Here is a 22569-nt window from a genome sequence, read left to right on the forward strand (position 1 = left end):
GGGGGGGGTGTAGAAGAACGGTGCGGAGAAGCGCTCCCGTGATCCGGGAGGAGATACCACGCGGTGGTTCGTCGCCTTGAGGTAGCCGTTCGTCGCGACCTCCAGCAGCCAGCCCAGGTTCACGAACGCTCCCGGCAGATACGGCACGTCGATGAAGCCCTGCCCGTCCGGGGACTCCACCTGGAGTCCGGGTACCTCGTCGGTCAGGAGCAGGGTCAGGAAGCCGTAGTCCTTGTGCACGCGGACAACTCGTGCAACAGCCGGTGGGCGATCGCGCTGAGCCGGGCCATCCACTCCAGCGAGACCTCTCGCAGTACCGGCAGGGCGGCTCGCCCGGGGCCGGCACGTGATCGGGCAGCTCGTTGCTGATGCCGAGTTGGTCGCGCCGGTCGCGGCGGCCCTGGGTGTGCTCGTTGCCGATCCGCGTGTAGCCGTGGAAGTGGGGCGAGTTGAGGTTGTCGAGGGCGTGCCGGTCAGCCTCGGGCAGGGTGAAGAATTCGCGGGCGGTACCGAGCAGCCGCGTCTGTTCGGCGGGGGTGATGCCGTGTCCGACCAGGTGGAAGAAGCCGACGTCGCGGGCGGCCCGGTGGAGCGCTTCACGGTCGGGGGCGGAGAGGTCGGTCATCGGGAGAGAGGCGGGCTGGGACATGGTGGCGTTCCTTGCGGGCGGTGTGTGTTCGGGGGAGGTACGTACGGAGGTCGGTGGCGTCCGGCGCGCTGGGCCGGGCCTGGGGCGCACATGGCGCTGCACGGGCGCATGGCCACATGGTTCGTACGGGTGGCATGGGTGTACGGGTGCGGGGTCGTCCTTGGGATGCCGCTCAGCGGTCTGCCGGCGCGGCGCCGACGCTGTCGGCCAGAGCCTTGATCTCGGCCGGGCCGACCCGGCAGCAGCCGCCGATGAGCGCCGCGCCGGCCTGGAGCCAGGAGGGCACGAGGTCCGTGATCTCGTCCTGGGCGCCCAGCCGGCGGCGGGACTCGGGGCCCAGGTGCCGCCGCCGTTCGGATAGACGACGCCGGGGAGCCCGGTGTTCAGGGCCAGGGCGGCGGCCGTGTCGGCGGCTGGGGCGCAGTTCACCCCCGTGGCGACGACGGCGGCGCTGCTCCGGGCCAGGAGAAGGCCTCCGTCAGTGGCTGGCCCGCGCTGGTGGTCGTCCCACGGATGCTGTAGGAGAGCCAGGCCGGGATGCCGGCCACGTCGCCTCTCTGCGGCAACAGGGTCCAATCCGCTCCCGTGCGGCGTCCGTCGACTCGTTTTGCGCTGCCGCAAGACCACATTCAGGTACGCCTGTGGGGGGTCGGTGCGGGCAGGAGCCTGCGCAGGGCCTTCGGGTCGCGTGCGGTGCGCTGGACGGTGCCATCGGGGCGGACCAGCGCCGCTACGGTGCGGCCCCGGCGGAGCCAGCGGTGCAGAGCGGTGCCGGGGGAGGCGGTGACCAGGACACCGCCGCGGGTGCTCTGGCCGAACGCCGACCGGGGCTTTACCGCCTTTGTCTTGTAGTTGCAACTCATGGGCAGGAAACCTGGAAGGCGCGGCTGAAAACGGCCGATCGCCGAGCAGTAAGGCCCGCGTCTTCATGACCACCGCTCCTGATTCCGCCTCCCGCCGCCCCGCTACGGCAGGCGCCGGCCGCGGTTTCTCCTGGCACCGCATCCGCACGTCGATGACCCGCGAGGAATGGGCCCGTGTCGGCGGCATGGCCGCCTTCATCCTGGCGCTGCACGTCATCGGCTGGTTCACCCTGGTCGCGGTCGTCGCGCCCGAGCACTACAGCCTGGGCGCCAAGACCTTCGGCATCGGCATCGGCGTCACCGCCTACACCCTGGGCATGCGCCACGCATTCGACGCCGACCACATCGCCGCGATCGACAACACCACCCGCAAGCTGATGAACGAGGGCCAGCGCCCGCTCTCGGCCGGCTTCTGGTTCTCCCTCGGCCACTCCTCGATCGTCTTCGCCCTGGCCTTCCTGCTTTCCCTGGGCGTGAAGGAACTGGCCGGGCCGGTCGAGAACGACGACTCCGAGCTGCACAGCGTCACCGGCTGGATCGGTACAACGGTCTCCGGGACCTTCCTCTACGTCATCGCGATCATCAATCTGCTGATCATGGTGGGGATCTGGAAGGTCTTCAGGCAGATGCGCTCCGGTCACTTCGACGAGGCGGCGCTGGAGGAGCAGCTGAACAACCGCGGCCTCATGAACCGCCTGCTGGGCCGTCTGATGAAGTCGATCACCAAGCCGTGGCAGATGTACCCCCTGGGCCTGCTCTTCGGCCTCGGCTTCGACACCGCCACAGAGATCGCGCTGCTCGTCCTGGCCGGCTCGGGCGCGGCCTCCGGCCTGCCTTGGTATGCGATCCTCTGCCTCCCCGTTCTGTTCGCGGCCGGCATGTCCCTGTTGGAGACGATCGACGGCTCGTTCATGAACTTCGCCTACGGGTGGGCGTTCTCCAAGCCGGTCCGCAAGGTCTACTACAACCTCACCATCACGGGCCTGTCCGTCGCTGTGGCCCTGATCATCGGCACGGTCGAGCTCCTCGGTCTGATCGCCGAGAAGGCCGACCTGCACGGCCCCTTCTGGGGCTGGGTGGCCGGACTCGACCTGAACATCATCGGCTACGTCATCGTCGGCCTGTTCTTCGCCACCTGGGCCATCGCCCTACTGGTGTGGAAGTTCGGCCGGATCGAAGAGAAGTGGACCGCAGGTTTGGCCCAGTCCACGACGACAGACGGGGCTGCCGAGTAGGACGGGAACAGTCGGGCCGCAGGCCCGTCAGCTCCTCGATCTCGCCCGCCGGCTCGCTCAGATGCCGGCGCGCGAGGATCGCGACGCTGCCGCACAAGCGGCACACGGCGTGGTGGCGCGGTTCTCCCGTGATGCCGTAGGCGCGCCGGGCCGGGACCGTGGACCGCGTGGGTCAGGCCCGCGGCCGTCAGCGCATCCAGCGCGCGGAAGACGGTTGTGGGGCCACTCGGCCGCCGGGCCGGCGTCGAGGAGGTCGCCGCCTCCTACGCCTTCCGCGCCTCGCCTGCCGCCGCCTACGTCACCATCGCGTGTTTCACCTGAGCCCACCTTTGACTGGTCATGCCGGCTCTGAAACCGACATATCCCGTCACAGCGTGCCGACCGGAGGGGCCGGCCACGGGTTCAGGATTGAACTGCCGCGGTCGGCTCCGGGAAGGTGACGCCGGTCAGCTCTTCGGAGGCGGTCCACAGGCGTCGGGCGGCTTCCGGGTCCGCCGCCGCCGGGGAGCGGCCGACCAGGGTCGGGGCGCCGCGGGTCTCGAACATGCCGCCCGGGCCGGCGAGGCTCGCGCCGGGGAGGTCTTGGACGGCGGCGTACAGGGTGGGAAGTGCGCCCGCCCGGCTGTCCTGGGCGATCAGCCGGTTGCCCAGGCGCATGAAGACGCGCCGCAACAGGCTGGCGTCGTGCCCCTGAAGGTTGGTGGCGGCCCAGCCGGGGTGGGCGGCGAGGGCACGTACGGGCGAGCCCGCCTCGGTGAGCCGACGCTGGAGTTCCAGGGTGAAGAGCAGGTTGGCGAGCTTGGACTGGCTGTAGGCGGGGACCGCGCCGTACTCGCCGGTCATGTCGAGGTTGTCGAATCGGATGCGCGGGGTCCCTGGGAACTTGTGGGCGAGGGACGTCAGCGTCACCACGCGGTCGGTGATGTGCGGCAGCAGCAGGTTGGTCAGCGCGAAGTGGCCCAGGTGGTTGGTGCCGAACTGGGTCTCGAATCCGTCCTTGGTGCGGCCCTCGGGGACGTTCATGATGCCGGCGTTGTTGATGAGCAGGTCCAGGTCGCCGTGCCAGTCGGCGGCGAACCCGCGCACGGAGGCGAGGTCGGCCAGGTCGAGGCGGCGAACCTCCACGCTGCCGTTCACCGTCGCGGCCGCGGCTTCGCCGCGCTCGGTGTCCCGTACGGCGAGGACGACGTGGGCGCCTGCGGCGGCCAGAGCCGTGGCGGTGGTGAGGCCGAGGCCGCTGTTGGCGCCGGTGACGACGACGGTGCGGCCGCTCTGGTCGGGGATGTCGGTGGTGTTCCAGGGCTGGGTGTGCGTGTTCTTTGCCATGACCCCAATGTAAGCACCGATCACAATGTAGGCAAGATTAACAAAGTGTGCGTCGCCTACACCCGGCTAGGCTGAGGGCATGACGAACCGCCCCTACCACCACGGAGACCTCCCCGCCGCGCTGCTCGCGCGAGCCGAGAAGACACTGCGCGAGAGGGGGGCGTCCGCGCTGTCCCTGCGCGAACTCGCCCGCGAGATCGGGGTGAGCCCCGCCGCGCCGAGTCGCCACTTCAAGTCCAAACAGGCACTGCTGGACGCCCTGGCGCTGACCGGGTTCGAGCGGCTCGCCGAGGCCATCGCAGCCTCACAGGAAGGCGTGGGTGAGGCGTTCGCCGACCGGCTGGATTCCGCGGCCCGCGCCTACGTGGGGTTCGCCGTGGCCAACGCCGCACTACTCGACCTGATGTTCTCGGTCAAGCACAGTCCGCAGGCGTCGGAGGCACTCGGGGCGACCGCCCACCGATGGTCCGATCAACTCCTGGAACTGATCGGCGACGGACAGCGCCGGGGTGAAGTGCGCGAGGGGCCACTCGAACGGATTGCCCTGCCGGTCTTCGCGGCGCTGCACGGCTACGCCAGCCTGACGGTGAGCGGCGTCCTGCCGCCGGAAGCGGATGGGCACGGCTTGGACGATCTGATCACGTCCGTCCTGCGCGGCTGCGCGCCGTAGTCGAGCTGCGCAGGATGACCAGGGGGCTCAACATTCACCACTGTCTGCTGTTCCAGACGGGTGATCATCCGCTGGTGTTCCTCGGCATCGGCGGGGGCACCCGGGCCGCACTCTCGCCAGCCTTGTTCCCCGAGCGCGACGGACAGGCGCTTCTCCAGCTGTTGGATGCGGCCCACGAGCCGGGTGCTGCGAGCCTGCGCGTTGGCGAGGTCGGACTGGAGCGAGGTGCGGCTGACGGGAGCGGAACCGTCGACGGAAGCCACGCACCGTCGGCCCCGCCGGTGCCTGACATCAGGCGGTCGGGTGGGAGCCGGTGACGGTGACGGCGATGATCTCCGCGCCGACGGCACCCGGGTGTGTCACGCGGAACCGGCTCGGGCTCTTGTTGAGCCGGGCACGGGGTCAGAGGCCGCTTGAGCGTCAGCGATAGGGGACGGGCGTGACGGGGCGTCATGGCTCAGCGGTCCTGGGAGAGTTCCAGGAGTTCGGCGAAGGTTCCGCCGGCGTGGACGAGATCGTCGTAGCGGCCCTGTTCGGTGATCCGGCCCTGCTCCATCACGATGATGTGGTCAGCGATCCTGGTGTTCTCCAGGCGGTGGGTCACCATGATCGTGATGCGGTCGGCGGCGATGGCCTTGATCTGCTCGAAGATCTGGTGCTCGCCGCGGGGGTCCATCTGGGAGGTGGGCTCGTCGAGGATCAGCAGCCCCGGTCGCCTGTAGAGGGCCCTTGAACAGGCGATGCGCTGCCACTGCCCGCCGGAGAGTTCCGATCCGCCGAAGACGTCGCGGGCCAGGAGGGTGTCGAGACCGGCGGGCAGGTCCTCGACGGCTTCGCGCAGGCCGACCGCGTCGACGGCCTCCCACACGGGGGCGTCGTCGTGGGTGCGGGGCTGACCGAGGGTGACGTTCTCGCGGACCCGCAGCGGCCACTGGGCGAAGATCTGCGGCACCAGGCCGGTGGTCGCCCACACCGTGGCGGGGTCCACCTCGGCGAGGTCGGCGCCGTTCCACGTGACCTCGCCCTTGTCGGGCAGGTAGATCCCGGTCAGCAGCCGGGTGAGCGTGGACTTCCCCGACCCGTTCGCCCCGACGATCGCGAGGATCTGCCCGCGCCGCAGAACGAGCGAGACACCGTCCACGGCGGGCTTGTCCTTCCCCGGGTACTGGTAGACGACCTCCTGGAGCCGGATCTCCTCGGTCGGCGCAACGTGCGCGCGGGGGCCGCGCTTTGGGGCGCGGGCGGCGGCATCATCGAGGAAGGCCTGCATATCGCTCAGATACAGGCTGGTATGGAAGACTGCGGCGCCGTTGACGACCACCTGGGACAGCGCAGCGAGCGTGGTCTGCACGGCGATGACCGCCGTCGCCGCGACCGCCAGCTCGACCCGGCCGGAGAGCGCCAGCCACGCCAGCGCGCCCCAGGTCGCGACGAGGAAGACACCGCCGGCCAGCGCCGAGAGCAGGGCGATCCGCAGGGTCCGCGGCGCGGCGGCCAGGGTGCGCCGGTCGCACCGGTCGGAAAGGGCCCGGTACCAGTAGACGAGGTAGTCGCTCATCGAGTTGGCGCGGACCTCGTCGCCGTACTTCGACTCGGTCGCCCACCAGCGCATCATGCCGCGCACGTTGCGGTCGGCGATGTTGGCGTAGTGAATCTCGTAGTCGACCCGCGCGGTCAGCACGGCGCCGACACCGGCCGGCAGCACTGCGAGCAGGAGCGGTGGCAGCATCCACAGGTTCAGCACCGACAGCACGCCACCGGCGGTGACCATGCGGATCAGCGCGGACAGGAACCGCTGCGCGTCGGTCACCATGACGTGGGTGCGGATCACTCCCATCTCTGCTGCCTCATGCCGGTCCGAGAAGCCGTCCTCCGCGTAGGCCGAGGCCTCCACCCGGCACACCGCCTCGACCAGCGCGGTGTCCGTCTCCGTGGTCAGCCGTGGAGTGATCCGCCGCTCGGCGTACGCTGCGACCGCGCCCGCCGCGCGCCCCAGCGCGGCAGCGAGTGCCACCACCAGCAGCGCCGGCAAGGCGCCGCGCAGCCGTTCGCCGGCGGCTCCGTCCCCGAGGACCGGTCCCATGGCCCGGGCCGTGGCGGCCAGCAGTACCGCGGCAGAGACGCCCGTGACCACCTGGCAGCCGAGCAGGAGCTGCACGGCTCGCCGGTCGGTCCGCCACGACAGCCGCGCGATCCGGTACAGGACGGCCGGGATCTGCGCGCACATCCGCCGGAAGGAGACCTCGGCGAGCGGATTGACGGAGTACTGCCCGCTGTACCTGATCTCCGCGGGCGGCGGGGGAGGGGGCTCGGTGGGCTGTTGTGCGTTCGTGGCGGCCGTGGTCAACGTGGTCCCCCTGACGGCTGTCCGGTGTGGTCGTGAGGCTTAACGACCACACCGGGATATCGAACTGGTGTATTTCGGTCGCTCCGGATTCCCGAAACGCAGGGCGCGTCGACGTGTGGTGAGTGAACGGACCCTTCTGCCGTAACGGGTCTCTGAAGCACGGAGGTTGGCCGAAACGCCGATGCTGTCGCGCGCAGTCACCCGAGTCGGTCGCGCTCGTGCAGGCCGCACTCGCGACGCTGCGCGAGCTCGTGCACCACCAGCCGGACGGGCAAAGCCCGAGACGTTGAGCGGGAGCGGCTGACCGAGGCGAAGGTCACCGGGGTGGCGACCGCGGTACGTGGCACGCTGAAGAAGGCAGTCACGGCCGACGGTAACCGGGTGCCGGTGACCGCCCAGCTGGTACAGGGCCGACGACGACACCGCCCGAGATGTGATCCACCGGTTCAACTAGATCGGCCCGGCCGGTCTGGACCCTCAGCGGGCGGGTCGCGCCGGGTCCAGCCTGGATGACGCTTCACAGGTCACGCATCGCCGCCGAGGCCAAGTCGACGATCGTCTGCGTCGCCACCCGGGCGAAGCCCGAAGCCGCGTCGCGCAGCCCCCGATCGCGGCCAGGGCGCTCTTCTTCGCGAACTCCCGGCGTATGTCCGCCCGCGCGCTCTGCGCCTGGACCGGCTGCTGCTGGCCGTGCTGCTCGTTGCTCACTGAACCCCCAAGAGCTGGTGGGTGCGAAAGAAGTCCGCCCGTCCCCGACAAGGCAGCGCCTCTCGAGTGCGCCGGCCTCGGTACCCAGTACGTGACCGACACAGCGGATTTGTCGGTTGGCCGTTGCGGGTCATGACGTTGTTGACGGTGGGTTTGGGGCGGTCGGCGGGACGAGATCGGTTGGGGACGGCCTGGTGCGGACGACGGCTTGGTCTCCCCGTGGACCGAACAGGTGCAGGATCTCCACGGTGCTCGTGTCCGCGGGGCCGAACCAGTGGGGTTCGGTGGTGTCGAACTCGGCCACTTCGCCGGGCCGCAGCGTGAAGTCCTGCGCTCCGAGGATGAGGCGTAGCCGACCGGCGAGGACATAAAGCCATTCGTAGCCCTCGTGGGTGACCAGTTCCGGCTGGCGTGGGGTCAGTACCTGCTTGAAGACCTGCACGCGGCCCGGGTACTGCGTCAGGGGTACGAGTACGCTGCCGCGCTCCTTGTGCACGGGCCGGAGGTGCACCCGAGGGTCACCGCTGGCGGGCGCCGCCACCAGTTGGTCCAGTGCGACGTGGTGGGCCCGTGCCAGCGGGATGAGCAGGTCCAGAGTCGGGCGCCGTTTGCCCGATTCCACCCGGGACAGGGTGCTGACCGAGATCCCGGTCGTGGCCGCGAGTGCCTCGAGCGTGAGTCCCCGTTCCTGGCGCAGGATGCGCAGCCGGGGCCCGATGCCATCGAGGATCTGTTCCAGCTCCGCATCCCTGGCTCCTGTATTCATGAGGCGATTTTTGCAGTGTTCGCAAAATTCCTGGGCTGCGGCTGCCGTTCGGGCTGAGCCTTGCCGGGCACTGTTCCCGGACATCAGAGGTAGACCGTGACCGCGACCACACCCCCTGTTCAATCCATGCTGAGTGCGCGCAGACGCTGGACGGTACTGGCCGTCTGCTGCCTGAGCATGTTCCTGGTGGGCCTGGACACCACCATCGTCAACGTGGGCCTGCCGGTCATCGGGCGCGGTCTGGATGTCGACACGCGCGGTCTCGAATGGATCGTGGACGCCTACACCCTCGTCCTGGCCAGTCTCCTGATCTCCTCCGGCGCACTGGCGGATCGCTTCGGACGGCGCCGGGTGTTCCAGTGCGGGCTCGCCGCGTTCGGCGCGGCCTCTTTGGTCTGTGCGCTCGCCCCGTCGGCGGGCGTACTCATCGCGGCCCGCGCTCTGCAGGGCATCGGTGCCTCGATGCTCAGCCCCGTGGCGCTGGCGATCGTGGTGAACGCGATGCCTGACCCGAAGGAACGGGCGCAGGCGATCGGTATCTGGGCGTCAGTGTTCGGGCTGAGTATGGCCGCTGGTCCCATCACGGGCGGTGCGCTGCTCGCGGGGCTCGGCTGGCGGGCGCTGTTCTGGATCAACGCACCGGTCATCGCGGCCGCTCTGCTGCTCAGTGCGAGGTTCGTGCCGGAGTCCCGGGCACCGCGGGCCCGGCGCCTCGACCTGCCCGGACAGGTCCTGCTGACCGTGGTTCTCGCGGTCGTGGTCGGCGTCCTGATCGAAGGGCCTCGCATCGGCTGGACATCGCCTTCGGCGCTGGCGGGATACGCAGGGGCTGTTGGGGCGACAGCCGGGTTCGTGTGGGTCGAGTCCCGCCGACGTGAGCCGCTGATAGATCCGCGGATCTTCAGGAGCCCGGTCTTCAGCGGTGCCGTCCTGGGCGCGGTGGCGGTCTTCGTCGCTCTGACCATGACACTGCTGCTGAACACCCTCTACCTGCAACACACCCGGGGATGGACGCCGCTGGCCGCCGGAGTGGCGACCTTGCCCCTGGCCGTCGGAGCGACTGTCTGCGCGCCCTGGTCCGGCCGCATGGTCAGCCGCACGGGACCGCGGCTGCCTCTGCTCCTCGCCGGTGGATTCATCACAGCCGGCGGGCTCTGCCTGGTCCGGCTCACTCCACACACGAGCGTGCCGCTGCTGCTGGCCGCGTACTCGCTCATCGGCGTCGGGTTCGGCTTCGCCAACGCCCCGATCACCAACACCGCGGTCAATGGACTGCCACCCGCCCGTGCCGGTGTGGCCGGGGCGATCACCTCCACCGCACGGCAACTCGGCTCCGCCCTCGGCATCGCTCTCGCCGGCGGCCTGGTCACGGCCACCAGCCCGACGGGGCTCGCCCATGCGTCCCGCCCGGGCTGGGTCCTGGTCGCCACCTGTGGCGTGCTGGTCCTCCTCATCGCCCACGTATCACGGGCGAAAGAGGCCACCACGGGCCTGGCGGCCTCCCCGCAAGTGCGGTGAGCCGCGCGACTCACCGCAACGCACCGTCGTCCGTCGAAGGGCGCCGCCGCGTCGAACGCTGCCAAACGCAGAAGGGGGCGACTTGACGACTACGGCGAAGAAGGCGCGCCCGCGAGGAAGCGCCGCTCGGCGTGGGGCGACCGCTGAACGACCTGGGGCCGGCCGCGTGGAGACGCGGGCCGACCCGGTGTCATTCGCATGGCGCGGATGCTGATGGCGACCAGTACCGCCCCGGCGAGTGACAGGGCGATACCGGTCGGCGAGGACCTGCGGCCGGGATTCCTGCGCAGGCCCGTTTGTCAGAGCCGGCCGCCGGCAGGGAGGCCCACTCCTCCCAGAACGGTGAGGTCCGTGCGGTGCGGTGGGGCCGACAGCAGGGCGAGGACGTCGGCGGGAGCCGGACCCTCGGCGAGTGGCGGAGCAGTGAGCGCGGCTTGCGCGCTGGCGTCGTCCTGCCAGACCTCGGTGACGTGCACCGTGTCCGGGTCTGCCCTGTCCTGGCTGATCAAGTAGATCTCGCAACCCGGGAAGCCGCCAAGCCTGTCCGCGACTCTCAGCAGGACGGCGGCGAGTTCGCCACCCCTGCCTGGGTGCGCGGTCATGGTCATCAGTCTGCCGATCATGTTCAGACCAGGGTGGTGATGCAGAACGGGTGGCCGGCGGGGTCCAGCAGGACCCTCCACCGATCGGGCTGGGGCTGGGTCGGGGGCTCGACAGCGCCCAGGGCCAGCAGATGAGCCTGCGCGGAGTCCAAGTCGTCGACGCCCAATTCGATATGGGCCCGCTTCTCCTGGGAGGGGTCCGGCCAGGTGGGACGCCGGTAGTCGGCCAACCGGTTGAACCCCAGTCCGGCCGAGCCCTCCTGGCCGAGCAGGACGAAGTCGTCCGTGGAGTAGACGACGGGCAGGCCGAGGGCAGTGCCATAGAAACGGGCCAGTACGGCGGGTTCCGGGCAGTCGAACGTGACGGCCGCATAGCGGATCGCGGGAGTGGAAGTGCTTCCAGTGCTCATGGGAAAGACGCTATGACGGGACCAGGACAGATTCGGTCCTGGTCATGCGAGACACTTCACGATGTGATCAGCACATCCGCCCGCCTGCTGCGACTGGTCTCGCTGCTGTCCGCACGCCCGTCGTGGACCTGCGGCGAGCTCGCCGAGCGGATGGAGGTCACCGCGCGCACGGTGCGGCGGGACATCGTCAGACTCCGGGAACTCGGCTATGGAATCGAATCCGACCCCGGGCCGTGGGGCGGCTACCGCCTCGGCGGCGGCACCCGGATACCTCCACTCGTCCTCGACGACGAAGAGGCCCTCGCCGTGGCTGTCGGGCTGCGGGAGGCAGCGCTCAGCGGCGTCATGGGCAGCGACCAGGCCGCGCTGTCGGCCCTGCTGAAATTGCGCCAAGTCCTGCCGCCGCCGATCGCGGACCGACTGGGCGACATGGATGCAGCATTCGTGCACACACCCCGCCCCGACGAACCGCAGATCGCCCCCGGCACGCTGCTGGACCTGGCGACCGCCTGCCGCCGGGGCGAGCGCGCCCGTCTGTCCTACCGCGACCGGGAAGGCAGGGCCACGGTCCGGGACGTCGATCCATACCGCCTGGTGCACACGGGACGCCGCTGGTACTTCGTCGCCCGGGACGTGAAGCGGGGCGAGTGGCGGACGTTCCGGGCCGACAGGGTCGGGCACATACGGCCGACCGGGCAGGCGGTGGAACTCGTCGACTCGCCCGACCCGGCGCTACTGGTCTCCCGCTCCATCGCGAGCGGCTCTTACCCGCTCTACGTGACGATCCGCCTCCCGCTGCCCATGAACCAGGCCCTGAGGCTGATCCCGGCGACGGTCGGCAGCCACCGCCAAGACGGCCCCGACGCCACGATCGTCGACATCGGCGGTCCCCACGCGGACGGGCTCGCCAAGTACCTCCTCACACTGGGCACACCACTCCGGGTCCTGGCGCCGGACGATGTGCGGGAGGCACTGGTGCGTCGTGCCCGAGAACTGTTCGAGGACAACGTGAGCAGTGAGCTCCCATAAAGGCACGTTGGGCCGTCACGAGTCCAGATCGTGGTACATGACATGCAAGCCGACCGGACCCAGCCCGCGCGTATTCGTGCATCTACCGAGAAGAAGCCGCGACAAGATCGACCCGTCCAGTTCTGCGGAGCCGTCCGGCCCCAGGTTCGACGCGCCACCCCGCAAGCTTGCCGATCCGCCACTCTGACATCCCGGTGAGGACAGCCGCGCCAAGGGCTGTCCCGTAAACGCTGGCTGGGTTATGCCCAGGTGAGCGCGCGGATACCCGCGAGCCTCCGGCAAGGCCGGTGTGGCAGCCTGCTGACATGCCATGGGAGCTGCGAGAACATGCAGGTCGTCACTACGCCGTCCTGTTCCACTACGCATTGCCTGACGATGCCTGGGCCGTGGAGCTGAGCGAGGCTGTGCCTGCGCCGGTCACGGGTACCGAGAACTCCGACGCCGCGGTGACCCACTTGCCCGGCGCTGCCTTCCTGGTAGCGCTTGTTCCGGACGAGGACCCGGGTCTGCAACCGACAGTTCGCGTCTACAGCCCGGACGAGCGTGTTGTCCCCTACGAGGTCATGCGCTGGTTCATGGAGCAGGTGGCCGACCAGGTGGAACGCTGCCGCATCGCGTTCGAGCAGGGGGAACCTGAAGTAGAGGAATGATCACGCGGTGACTGCTGTGGTCACAGCGTCGGAGCCTTGCTGGACAGCCCCGTTCTCCGGGCTGAGCCCGCGTGCTTTCGGGAAGCTGGTGACGGTGCTGCGTCGCGCAGATGCGGACGGAATCCGTAGGGGCCGGCCGTGGAGCCTTCCGCTCCGCTCGCCGGGAACCGCAACGACTGCAAGGCATGGGCGGAGTCCGGCGCCGAGGCCGCCGTCGAGGACGGCGCGCGCGACGATGACGCCGGCCGGGCGGCGCCGCCCGGCCGGACTCCCGCGAAGGCGGGCCGGCCGGAACATGGCCGCGGTGGCAGGTGGTAGACGAGCAGAGAGCGGCGCAGACGCGGGTGTGCGGCCACCGGGCCGCTGAACCACCGCACCACGCAAGCCGTCGAGCCACCGAACCACGGAAACGGAGTACTCCATGCGGGAAGCCACTCAGACCGAGGTACGACGTGCCTTCGACAGCGGACTGCCGGGGCTGCGGCCCCCGCGATCCGTCATCGTCGTCGGAGCCGGACTCGCCGGACTGGCCGTCGCCCACGAACTCGCCGCCAGGGACTGCGAGGTGACCGTCCTGGAGGCGTCCGACCGGCCCGGCGGGCGCGCGTACACCTTAAGGGAGCCGTTCGCCGACGGCCTGCACGCCGAGGCCGGCGCGATGACGCTCACCCCGCACTGCCACTACGCCATGCACTACCTGCGTGAACTCGGCGTCGAGACGGAGACGGCCGACCTCTTCGACACCACGTTCTCCTACTTCGCGCGCGGCCGTTTCTTCACCCCCGACCCGGAGTCGGTCGCCGAGGCCGGGCTCGACCTGCACCCGCACGAGAAGGATCTCGGTGTCGGCGGGATGATCGAGCGGTACGTCTCGGCGGTCGCCGACAGCCTCCAGCCCGACCTGAACGCCCCCGACTGGGCGCTCACCCAGCGCCTCGCCCCCTACGACCACCTGTCCGTGCACGAGGTCCTCACCGAACGGGGCGCCTCCCAGGCGGCCATCGACCTCATGGAACCCCTGTTCCTGGAGATGCGCGGCGGCGACCTGAAGACGGCGTCCGCGCTGTCCTGGCTGCGCCACGAGGCGAGCCCGCACTCGCTCGGCAACGCCGATCCCCGCTGGGCGAAGGTCAAGCACGGCACCGACCGCTTCCCGCAGGCGTTCGCCGAGCGTCTCAAGAGCCGTATCCACTACCGCCGTCCGGTGGTCCGCGTCGAACAGGACGCGGAGCGGGCCCGGGTCACCGTCCTCGCCCACGGTCGCATGCAGACCCTGGAGGCGGAACGCGTCGTCGTCACCGTCCCGTTCAGCGCGATCCGGCACATCGACTTCACCGAGGCGGGCCTGACCGACGCCAAGCACGATGTGATGCGCCGGGTGAAGTACTCGTCCGTCGTCCGCGTCTACCTCCAGATGCGCCGGCAGTTCTGGCCGCAGCGCAACGCCAGCTTCTCCACCGACCTGCCCATCCGGTGGATACGCGACGCCACTCCCCGACTCCCGGGCCCGCGCAAGATCCTGGAGTGTCTGATGACGGGGTGGCGGGCGCGGGCGGTGTCGGTCATGACCGAGGAGGAGCGCCTGGACTTCGTGCTCGACGAGGTCGAACGGATGCTCCCGGGCGCCCGCGAGCACTACGAGACCAGCACGTCCGTCTGCTGGGACCAACGCCCGTACGCGGAAGGGGCGTACATCCTTCCCGAGCGCGGGCACAGCGCCCTGATGCCGGTGATCCGCAGGCCCGAGGGGCGGATCCACTTCGCCGGTGACCACGCCGGGTTCGAGCCCAACGGAGGCTCGATGACCTTCGCCCTGGAGTCCGCGGCCCGCACCCTCGTGGAGCTCGGCGCGGCGGCCGACGCGTCCTGAACCCCGCCGACGGGGGCCGGGGGACGACGGCACCGGACGACGACGGGCCGGGGGAGTCAGCCGAGGAGTCGGCGCAGTACCCCGGCCCCGTCGGTCGTCAGCACCGACTCCGGGCGGAACTGCACGCCCCGCACGGCCTGTTCGCCGAGCGCGACCACCTCGTGCCCGTCCGGACCGGACACGATCGCGTGGGCGTTGCGGAACGCGGCGGTGACCGGCCTGCCGAAGACCTCGACCTCCCGCGCCAGTCCTGTGCCGCCGCTCCTGGGCACGACCCGGGCCTCCGGCAGGGCGGCCAGCGCCAGCAACTGGAAGCCGAGGCCCACCCCGGCCACCGGGGGCCCGCCGGGCGGCCGTTCCCGTACCAGGGACGCGGCCGTCCGGCGCAGCGACGCCATCCGTACGCACCGGGGGTCGTCCGGGCGGCCCGGCCCGGACGCCAGCAGCACGGGCCCCGCGTGTCGGACCAGGGTGTCGGCGGCGCCGGGGGCGTCGTACCGGACCACCACGGCGGGACCCTGCACGGCGGTGACCAGGTGCAACAGGGCCGCCAGTTCGGCGACCGGGTCGCCGCCCGGGTCCAGCACCAGCACCGGGGCTGCGCCCACTGGCGGGGCGGCGGTGCCCTCCGTCCAGAACGACGACAGCGCCGCGTGGCGCCGGTCCAGCGCGTCCCGTACGGCCGCGTCGAAGACCGGCACGCCACAGGCGCGGGGCGCGGACGCGGGCTCCTGCGCGGCGGCGGGCGGTGGCGCGGCGGCGGGCGGCTGCGCGGTGAGGGCGGTCAGCACGGTCCGCGCCTTGGTGCGGGTCTCGGCCGACTCCGCCTCCGGCGAGGACCGGCCGCCCACGGTCGCCCCCACCGACAGCCGCGCTTCACCCCGGTGGTCCACGACCAGGGTCCGGATCACCGCCGCCGAGTCCAGTTCCTCCGCCCCCGCGGCGTCGCGGCCGATCAGCGCGAGGGCGCCGCCGTAGTAGCCGCGCCCCGTCGTCTCGTGGCGGTGGATCGCCCGGCAGGCGTCGGCGTACGGGCTGCCCACGACCGTCGACGCGAACAGGGCGCGTGCGAGGGTCTCCCGGGCCCCGGCTGCCGCGGGTCCGCTGATGCGGCACTGCGTGTGCAGCAGATGCGCCATCCGGCGCAGGAACGGCCCCTCCACCCGCACGCCCGGCCCCGACAGCCCGCACAGCAACGCCAGTTCGGCGTCCACCGTGGTCGCCAGTTCCTCCGACTCCTTGCGGTCGGCGAGGAAGGCGAGCAAATCTCCGGCGTCCGGTCCCTGCGGCGGGAGCCGGTATGTGCCGCACAGCGGGTTCATCACCACCCGGCCGCCCTCGACGCCCACGTGCCCCTGCGGCGTGGCCCCCACCAGGGTGAGCGGCCGCGCGCCCCCGGTGTGCACGACGAAGGTCCAGTACGCGCCCGACTCGGCGGTCAGCAACCGCCGGAACAGGTCCACCGCCACCGCGGGCCGGAAGTCCGGCAGCCGCGCGGTCCAGTCGCGGCGCAGCAGGACGTTCAGCCCGCCGCGGGCCGCGTCTGAGGCGACGAACCCTCGCACCAGGTCCTCGTACTGGGTGTCGGTCGTCGTGAACCCCGCGTCCCGCCACTCCAGCGGCCCCGCGCCGGGAAGGCGAGGGTCGGTGAACGCGTCCGCCGGCAGGACGTGGTGCTCGCGCACCCGCAGGACCCGCACCGGCGTGCCGTCGTCATGGCAGGGCAGGCCGTGTGCGGCCAGGTGCCGGAAGGGCAGCAGGGCCAGGAGGCCCGGCCCCGGCGCGGCACCGGGCGGACCGGCCCAGTCCAGCGACCCGACGGTCTCCGCGCCATCCACGGACCCCGAAGACCCCCAAGGCCCTGACGACTTCCCGGTGTCCACATCCCCGAACAGCAGCTCCACCGGTGCTGGTCCGGGCGCGCCGGGCCGTTGTCTGCGCAGCAGCGCGAAGGGCGGCACGTCCGCCCCGTACAGCCGCTCCAGCACCTTGGCGTCCGTCGTCGGCCTCATCGGCCGCGCCCCCTCCCGATCGGCCGCGCGGCGGCGGACCGCCCGAGGCGATTGGTTTCCCTGCGGACAATACTTTCGCTCTCACGGGCAATACGTAGTCCGTTGGAGGGGCCACTTGCCGTCCCCCGCGCGCGCCACCCCGTCACTCGACCGAGTCCCCGTGAGGTGTCATGCGAATCGCGATCATCGGAGCCGGGCCCGGCGGCCTCTACACGGCCGCGCTCGTCAAACGGCTGCGCCCCGGAAGCGAGATCGACGTCTGGGAGGTGAACGCCCCCGACGTGACCTTCGGGTTCGGCGTGGTCTTCTCCGAGGGGGCGCTCGGCGGCATCGAGGCGGCCGACCCCCCGCTGTTCGCCGCGCTCGGCGCCGAGTGCGCCCACTGGTCGAGGATCGACGTCCACCACCGGGGCCGCACCTCGCGCAACGGCGGTTACCGCTTCTCGGCGATCGGCCGCCGCGCCCTGCTCGCCCTGCTGCGCGCCCGGTGCGCCGACCTCGGCGTCACCGTCCGCCACGGCACCCGCGCCCCCGGCGCGGACGAGTTGGCCCGCACGTACGACCTGGTGGTGGCCGCCGACGGCGTCAACTCCGCATCCCGCGAAGCCCGTCGGGAGGAGTTCGGCACCGAGACGACCCGGCGCGGCTCGCGCTATCTGTGGCTCGGCACCGAGCGGGCCTTCACCGCCCTGACCTTCGCCGTCGCCGAGACCGACCACGGCACCCTGCACGCGCACGCCTACCCCTACGCTCCCGGCCTCAGTACCTTCATCGCCGAGGTCGACGACCGCGTGTGGGAGGCGGCCGGCTTCAGCGAGGGCGACGCCGGTGAGCCGGACGCCTCCGGCAGGAGCGACACGGACCGGCTCGCGGACCTCTTCGCCGACGTCCTGGACGGCCACGGCCTGCGCACCAACCGGTCGCGCTGGGGCCGCTTCGTCTCCGTCCGCAACCGGCGCTGGAGCCACGGCCGCGTCGCCCTCCTCGGCGACAGCGCGCACACCACCCACTTCTCCGTCGGCTCGGGCACCCGGCTCGCCATGGAAGACGCCCTCGCGCTCGCCCTGGCCCTGGACGACCATGGGTCGGTGCCGGAGGCGCTCGCCGCCTACGAGGCCGAACGCCTGCCGGAGGTCGCGGCCATGCAGCGCACCGCGCGCACCAGCCAGGAGTGGTTCGAGGAACTGGACCAGTACGCCGACCTCGAACCGGAGGCGTTCAACGCCCATCTGATCACCCGCAGCGGCCGCCTCACCCGCGACGACCTCGCGTCCTGGTCCCCGGACCGCGTCGAGCGGGTCCGGGAGCGCTTCGCGCGCGCCGACCGCGGCCCGCGCGGGGCCGCCGTGCGCTGAACCGGCGCTCCCGGCCGTGCGGGCCGCCCCGGTGGCTCCGGGGCGGCCCGCGGCGGTGACGGGGCGGGTCACGAGGGGGAGGCACGCCGCTCGGCCACCGACCGGCCGCCGACGAACCAGCGCTCCGGCGGCGTCTCCTCCACGATCACCCGGACGGACTCCACCGGGGTGCCGAGGGTCTCGTGCGCCGCCGCGGTGAGCGCCGCTCCGAGGGCGGCCACCTCCTGCGGCGAGCGGCCCTCCAGCAAGGTGACGCGGATGAGGGGCATCTCCGACTCCTTGGGTTCTGACCGGGACAGCGCCCCGGGACACGGTCCCGACGGTGTGCCGGGGCCGTGTCCCGGGGTCGCGCCCTCGGGCTGTCTCGTGGGCTGCGTCCTGGGACCGTGTCTCAGGACGAGTTGTGCTCATGGGCGGTGCGCAGGTCCGCCGCGAGGCTGCGGCCGGTGTGCGAGTCCTTCGCCCGGGCCAGCTCGGCGGGGGTGCCCTCGAACACCACCCGGCCGCCCTGGCTGCCCGCCTCCGGGCCGAGGTCCACGACCCAGTCGGCGTGCTTGACGACGTCGAGGTCGTGCTCGATCACCAGCACCGTGTTGCCGCCGTCCACGAGGCGGTCGAACAGGTCCAGCAGCCGGCGCGTGTCGCTCATGTGCAGACCGGTGGTCGGCTCGTCGAAGACGTAGACGGTGCCGGTCTCCTTCAGACGGTGCGCCAGCTTGAGTCGCTGCCGCTCGCCTCCGGAGAGCGTGGACAGGGGCTGGCCCAGGGTGAGGTAGCCCAGCCCGACCTCGGTGAGCAGGGCCAGCTTGCGGCGTACGGGCGCGTCGTCGAAGAAGTCCGACGCCTCCTCGGCGGTCATGGCCAGGACGTCGACGACCGTCCGGCCGCCCACGGTGTGCCGCAGCGCCTCGTCGTTGAACCGGCGGCCGTCGCACGCCTCGCACACCGTGGTGACCGGGTCCATGAAGGCCAGGTCGGTCTCGATGACGCCCTTGCCGCCGCACTGCGGGCAGGCGCCCTCCGAGTTGAAGCTGAACAGTCCCGGTTTCTCGCCCGAGGCGCGCGCGAACCGCTGCCGCAGACTGTCCATGATGTCGGTGTACGTCGCCGGGTTGGACCGCGCGGAGATCCCCACCGAGGACTGGTCGATGACGACGGCGTCGGGATGCTGGGCGGTGAACACCTTCGACACGAGGGTGCTCTTGCCGGAGCCGGCGACGCCGGTCACCGCGGTGAGCACCCCGGTGGGGAAGCCGACCGTGACGTCTTGCAGGTTGTGCAGCTTCGCCGCCCGCACGGTCAGTTCGCCGGTGGGGGAGCGGACCTCCTCCTTGAGCCCGGTCACGCTCCGCAGCTGCTTGCCGGTGACCGTGGCGGAGCGGCGCAGCGCCGCCGGGGTGCCCTCGAAGGTCACCTCGCCGCCGTCGCGGCCGGCCCCCGGGCCCATGTCGACCACGTGGTCGGCGATCGCGATGACGTCCCGGTCGTGCTCGACGACCAGCACGGTGTTCCCCTTGTCGCGCAGGGCGAGCAGGATGTCGTTCATCCGTCGCACGTCCCGCGGGTGCAGGCCGACGCTGGGCTCGTCGAAGATGTACGTCAGCCCGGTCAGGCTGCTGCCCAGGTGGCGCACCATCTTGAGCCGCTGGGCCTCGCCACCGGACAGGGTCCTGGTCTGCCGTCCGAGGCTCAGATAGCCGAGTCCGACCGCCTGGATGCGCTCCAGCGCGGCCCGCGCGCCCGCCACCACCGGCTTGACGGCGGGCGCGTCGATCCGGGCCAGCCGCTCGATGAGGTCGGTGATCTCCATGGCCGAGAAGTCCGCGATGTTGTCGCCGTCGATGCGGGAGGCGAGGGCGGCCTCGTTGAGCCGCCCGCCGTGGCAGACGGGGCAGGGGCCCTGGGTCACCACCCGCTCGATCTCCGCGCGCTCCTTGGTCTTGGCGTTGTCGAGGCCGGGGGTGATGTACCGGCGGGTGAAGCGTTCGACGACACCCTCGTACTCGTTCTTGTACACGCCGTTGCGGCCCGCCCGGTCGACGGTGAACCCCTTTCCGTGCAGCAGCAGTTCGCGGTCCTCGGCGGAGAAGTCGCGTAACCGCTGGTCGGGGTCGAAGAGCCCGGACTCGCCGTACAGCTGCCACTGGAAGGTGCCGACCGCGAAGGACGGGAAGCGGATGGCCCCCTCGTTGAGGCTCTTGTCCTCGTCGAGCAGCTTGTCGAGCTCCAGGCGGACCGTCGTGCCGAGGCCCTGGCACTCCTCGCACATGCCGCGCGGGTCGTTCGGCGAGTACATGTGGGAGGGGCCCGCGCTGGGCGTGCCCGCACGGGAGAACAGCACCCGCAGCATGGGCAGGATCTCGGTCATCGTGCCGACCGTGGAGCGGGCGTTGCCGCCGACCTGCCGCTGGTCGACGACGATCGCCGTGGAGAGGTTCTCCATCACCCCCGCGTCGGGCCGTTCGTACTTGGGCATCCGGTGGCGGACGAAGGCCGGCAGGGTCTCGTTGAGCTGGCGCTGCGACTCGATCGCCAGCGTGTCGAAGACCACCGAGGACTTCCCCGACCCGGAGACCCCGGTGAAGACGGTCAGCTTCCCCTTGGGGATGCGCAGGTCGACGCCCTTGAGATTGTTCTGCCGGGCCTCGCCCAGCACGATGAAGTCCCCACGGTGGTTCTTCCGGTGAGCGGCCATGTCAGCACCTTCCGCGCTAGGAGGGTGGTTTCCTGGAGGAAACCATATCCTGTCCTCCTCTCCTACCCCGCGACCGCGTACGCCTGCTCGCCGCGTGGACTCGCCGCGCCGAGAACCAGCCCGTCGGCGGTCAGCCCGGTGGCGCACACCTTGCTGAGCGAGTAGTCGGGCGCCAGGTCCACCTGGTGCCCGCGCCGCCGGAGCGCCTCGACCTCCGCCGCGGGCCAGCCGCCCTCCAGGACGACGGTGCCCGGCCGGAACCGGCGCGGGGCGAAGGAGGTGGGCACGTGGTCGGTGTGGAAGGTGCGCGCCTCGATCGCCGCCTGCGGGCCCTTCCCGTGCTCGGTGTGGTGCAGGAAGAAGCTGAGCGTCCACTGGTCCTGCTGGTCGCCGCCCGGCGTCCCGAACGCCAGGTACGGCCGGCCGTCCCGCAGGACCAAGGTCGGGCTCAGCGTGGTCCGCGGACGCTTGCCGGGCGCCACCGTGTTGGGGTGGCCGGGGGTGAGGGTCGCCATCTGTCCCCGGGTACCCAGCGGGAAGCCCAGCCCCGGCACCACCGGGGAACTCTTCAGCCAGCCGCCGCTGGGCGTCGCCACCACCATGTTGCCCGCCGCGTCGGTGACGCTGACGCAGCAGGTGTCGCCGGTCGCCGCGGTCAGCTTCATGATCGCCGGGATGCCCTGCTCCAGCTCGCCCAGCCAGGCCGGGTCGGCGGGCGCGACGCTCTCGTCGTGCAGCGGCGGCAGCAGCGGCTCGCGCCCGCCGGGCCGCCCGGGCCGCAGCTCGTAGGAGGCTTCCGCGCCGAGCAGCGCCCGCCGCGTGGCGGTGTAGGCCGGGTCCAGCAGGGCGGCGACGGGGACGTCCGCGTGGTCCGGGTCGCCGTACCAGGCCTCCCGGTCGGCGAAGGCGAGCTTGGCGGCCTCGACCACCGTGTGGACGTACTCCGAGCTCTCCGGGCCGGTCGCGGCGAGGTCGGCGTCGGCCAGCAGGGCGAGCTGCTGGAGGAAGACGGGACCCTGCGACCAGGGGCCCGCCTTGTGCACGGTGAGGTCCCGGTGGTCGAGGCTCAGAGGACGCTCCACACGCGGTCGCCACGCCGCCAGGTCCGCGCCGGTGAGCAGGCCGCTGTTGCGGCGGCCGGTGGAGTCCATCTCCTCGGCCTTGGCGAGATAGGTGTCGACGGCCTCCGCGACGAAGCCGGTGTAGAACGCCTCCGTCGCCGCGTCGATCTGTCCCTCGCGGTCCCGGCCGGACGCCCTCGCCTCGGCGACCAGCCGCCGGTAGGTGCGCGCCAGCGCCGGGTTGGTGACCCGCTCCCCGGCGCGCGGGGCGACCCCGTTGCGCAGGTAGGTGCGGCCCGACTCCGTCCAGGTGTCGCGGAACAGCTCCGTGAGCGCGCCGATCATGGCGGCGCACTTGGGCAGCACCGGGTAGCCGTGCTCGGCGTAGCCGATGGCCGGTTCCAGCACGTCCTCCAGGGGCAGCGTGCCGTACTCCTTGAGCAGGCGGAGCCAGGCGCCGAAGGCGCCGGGGACGACGGCGGGCAGCAGTCCGGAACCGGGGACGACGGCCAGGCCCCGCTCGGTGAAGGCCTCCGGCGTCGCCGCGGCCGGCATCGGGCCCTGCCCGCAGACGACGTCGACCGAGCCGGTCCCCGAGCGGTGGGCGAGGATCGGGACGTCACCGCCCGGCCCGTTGAGATGCGGTTCCACCACCTGGATGACGAAGGCGGCGGCGGTCGCGGCGTCGAAGGCGTTGCCGCCGCGGTCCAGCATGGACATGCCCGTCTGGGAGGCCAGCCAGTGGGTGGAGGCGACGGCACCGCGGGTGCCGTGCAGTTCCGGTCGGAAGAGCACCTGGGAGG

18 protein-coding genes and 2 pseudogenes are annotated in these 22569 nt (G+C 71.4%); 8 read left to right on the forward strand and 12 right to left on the reverse strand.

Translation table 11 applies throughout. The features are described 5' to 3' along the window. The 3 genes and pseudogenes from KMS84_RS14380 to KMS84_RS14390 all read right to left on the reverse strand — a co-directional run. Positions 1-649 (reverse strand): annotated as a pseudogene (locus KMS84_RS14380) (2-oxoglutarate and iron-dependent oxygenase domain-containing protein); the annotation flags it as partial. A 172-nt stretch (positions 650-821) separates the two neighbouring features. Then, positions 822-1073 carry a homocysteine S-methyltransferase family protein gene (locus KMS84_RS41105; protein ID WP_306425460.1) on the reverse strand — a complete coding sequence of 84 codons (252 nt, stop codon included), beginning with the start codon at positions 1071-1073 and terminating at the stop codon, positions 822-824. Between the two features lie 205 nt (positions 1074-1278). Then, positions 1279-1512, reverse strand: coding sequence for a hypothetical protein (locus tag KMS84_RS14390; protein ID WP_256916604.1), 234 nt, complete (start codon positions 1510-1512; stop codon positions 1279-1281). Positions 1513-1577: 65 nt separating this feature from the next. On the opposite strand from KMS84_RS14390, the gene nicT reads away from it, so the two are divergent. After that, a complete protein-coding gene (nicT, locus tag KMS84_RS14395; RefSeq protein WP_438818935.1) occupies positions 1578-2747 on the forward strand; it encodes a Nickel transporter NicT in 1170 nt (389 codons plus the stop codon). A gap of 402 nt (positions 2748-3149) precedes the next feature. On the opposite strand, the gene KMS84_RS14400 is transcribed toward nicT, so the two are convergent. Next, positions 3150-4073 carry an oxidoreductase gene (locus KMS84_RS14400; protein WP_256916606.1) on the reverse strand — a complete coding sequence of 308 codons (924 nt, stop codon included), beginning with the start codon at positions 4071-4073 and terminating at the stop codon, positions 3150-3152. 79 nt (positions 4074-4152) lie between these two features. Here KMS84_RS14400 and KMS84_RS14405 point away from each other — a divergent pair, with 79 nt between their 5' ends. After that, entirely contained in the window at positions 4153-4743 is a 591-nt protein-coding gene (locus KMS84_RS14405) for a TetR/AcrR family transcriptional regulator (RefSeq protein ID WP_256916607.1), read from the forward strand. 457 nt (positions 4744-5200) lie between these two features. Here the strand turns inward: KMS84_RS14405 and KMS84_RS14410 are convergent, their stop codons facing one another. Then, complete coding sequence (locus KMS84_RS14410) at positions 5201-7090, reverse strand: ATP-binding cassette domain-containing protein (RefSeq protein WP_256916608.1); 1890 nt, start codon at positions 7088-7090, stop codon at positions 5201-5203. 838 nt (positions 7091-7928) lie between these two features. After that, complete coding sequence (locus KMS84_RS14415; protein WP_256916609.1) at positions 7929-8564, reverse strand: helix-turn-helix domain-containing protein; 636 nt, start codon at positions 8562-8564, stop codon at positions 7929-7931. A gap of 96 nt (positions 8565-8660) precedes the next feature. Between KMS84_RS14415 and KMS84_RS14420 the strand changes: the two genes are divergently transcribed. Next, positions 8661-10082: an MFS transporter gene (locus KMS84_RS14420; protein ID WP_256916610.1), complete on the forward strand. Its 1422-nt coding sequence runs from the start codon at positions 8661-8663 to the stop codon at positions 10080-10082. Between the two features lie 299 nt (positions 10083-10381). Here the strand turns inward: KMS84_RS14420 and KMS84_RS14425 are convergent, their stop codons facing one another. After that, complete coding sequence (locus KMS84_RS14425) at positions 10382-10705, reverse strand: putative quinol monooxygenase (RefSeq protein ID WP_256916611.1); 324 nt, start codon at positions 10703-10705, stop codon at positions 10382-10384. A 2-nt stretch (positions 10706-10707) separates the two neighbouring features. Further along, positions 10708-11094 carry a VOC family protein gene (locus KMS84_RS14430; RefSeq protein WP_256916612.1) on the reverse strand — a complete coding sequence of 129 codons (387 nt, stop codon included), beginning with the start codon at positions 11092-11094 and terminating at the stop codon, positions 10708-10710. Positions 11095-11157: 63 nt separating this feature from the next. Here KMS84_RS14430 and KMS84_RS14435 point away from each other — a divergent pair, with 63 nt between their 5' ends. The 4 genes and pseudogenes from KMS84_RS14435 (at position 11158) to KMS84_RS14450 (ending at position 14643) form a co-directional block, all read left to right on the forward strand. Beyond that, positions 11158-12123 carry a helix-turn-helix transcriptional regulator gene (locus KMS84_RS14435; protein ID WP_256916613.1) on the forward strand — a complete coding sequence of 322 codons (966 nt, stop codon included), beginning with the start codon at positions 11158-11160 and terminating at the stop codon, positions 12121-12123. A gap of 305 nt (positions 12124-12428) precedes the next feature. Further along, complete coding sequence (locus tag KMS84_RS14440) at positions 12429-12773, forward strand: hypothetical protein (RefSeq protein WP_256916614.1); 345 nt, start codon at positions 12429-12431, stop codon at positions 12771-12773. Positions 12774-12780: 7 nt separating this feature from the next. Next, positions 12781-12927, forward strand: a pseudogene (locus KMS84_RS14445) (IS5/IS1182 family transposase); the annotation flags it as partial. A 267-nt stretch (positions 12928-13194) separates the two neighbouring features. After that, positions 13195-14643, forward strand: coding sequence for a flavin monoamine oxidase family protein (locus KMS84_RS14450; protein WP_256916615.1), 1449 nt, complete (start codon positions 13195-13197; stop codon positions 14641-14643). 56 nt (positions 14644-14699) lie between these two features. On the opposite strand, the gene KMS84_RS14455 is transcribed toward KMS84_RS14450, so the two are convergent. Further along, positions 14700-16655 (reverse strand): chorismate-binding protein, encoded by a 1956-nt coding sequence (locus tag KMS84_RS14455; protein ID WP_256916616.1) that lies wholly within the window; start codon positions 16653-16655, stop codon positions 14700-14702. A 170-nt stretch (positions 16656-16825) separates the two neighbouring features. On the opposite strand from KMS84_RS14455, the gene KMS84_RS14460 reads away from it, so the two are divergent. Beyond that, on the forward strand, positions 16826-18010 hold the full coding sequence (locus KMS84_RS14460) for an FAD-dependent monooxygenase (RefSeq protein ID WP_256916617.1): 1185 nt from the start codon (positions 16826-16828) through the stop codon (positions 18008-18010). 68 nt (positions 18011-18078) lie between these two features. Here KMS84_RS14460 and KMS84_RS14465 read toward each other — a convergent pair whose 3' ends face one another. The 3 genes from KMS84_RS14465 to KMS84_RS14475 form a co-directional block, all read right to left on the reverse strand. Next, positions 18079-18279: a tautomerase family protein gene (locus tag KMS84_RS14465; RefSeq protein ID WP_256916618.1), complete on the reverse strand. Its 201-nt coding sequence runs from the start codon at positions 18277-18279 to the stop codon at positions 18079-18081. Positions 18280-18401: 122 nt separating this feature from the next. Further along, complete coding sequence (locus KMS84_RS14470) at positions 18402-20705, reverse strand: ATP-binding cassette domain-containing protein (protein ID WP_256916619.1); 2304 nt, start codon at positions 20703-20705, stop codon at positions 18402-18404. A gap of 62 nt (positions 20706-20767) precedes the next feature. After that, on the reverse strand, positions 20768-22561 hold the full coding sequence (locus KMS84_RS14475; protein WP_256916620.1) for a gamma-glutamyltransferase family protein: 1794 nt from the start codon (positions 22559-22561) through the stop codon (positions 20768-20770). Positions 22562-22569 lie beyond the last annotated feature (8 nt).

This window comes from Streptomyces hilarionis, from assembly GCF_024539675.1.
GTDB lineage: Bacteria > Actinomycetota > Actinomycetes > Streptomycetales > Streptomycetaceae > Streptomyces > Streptomyces hilarionis.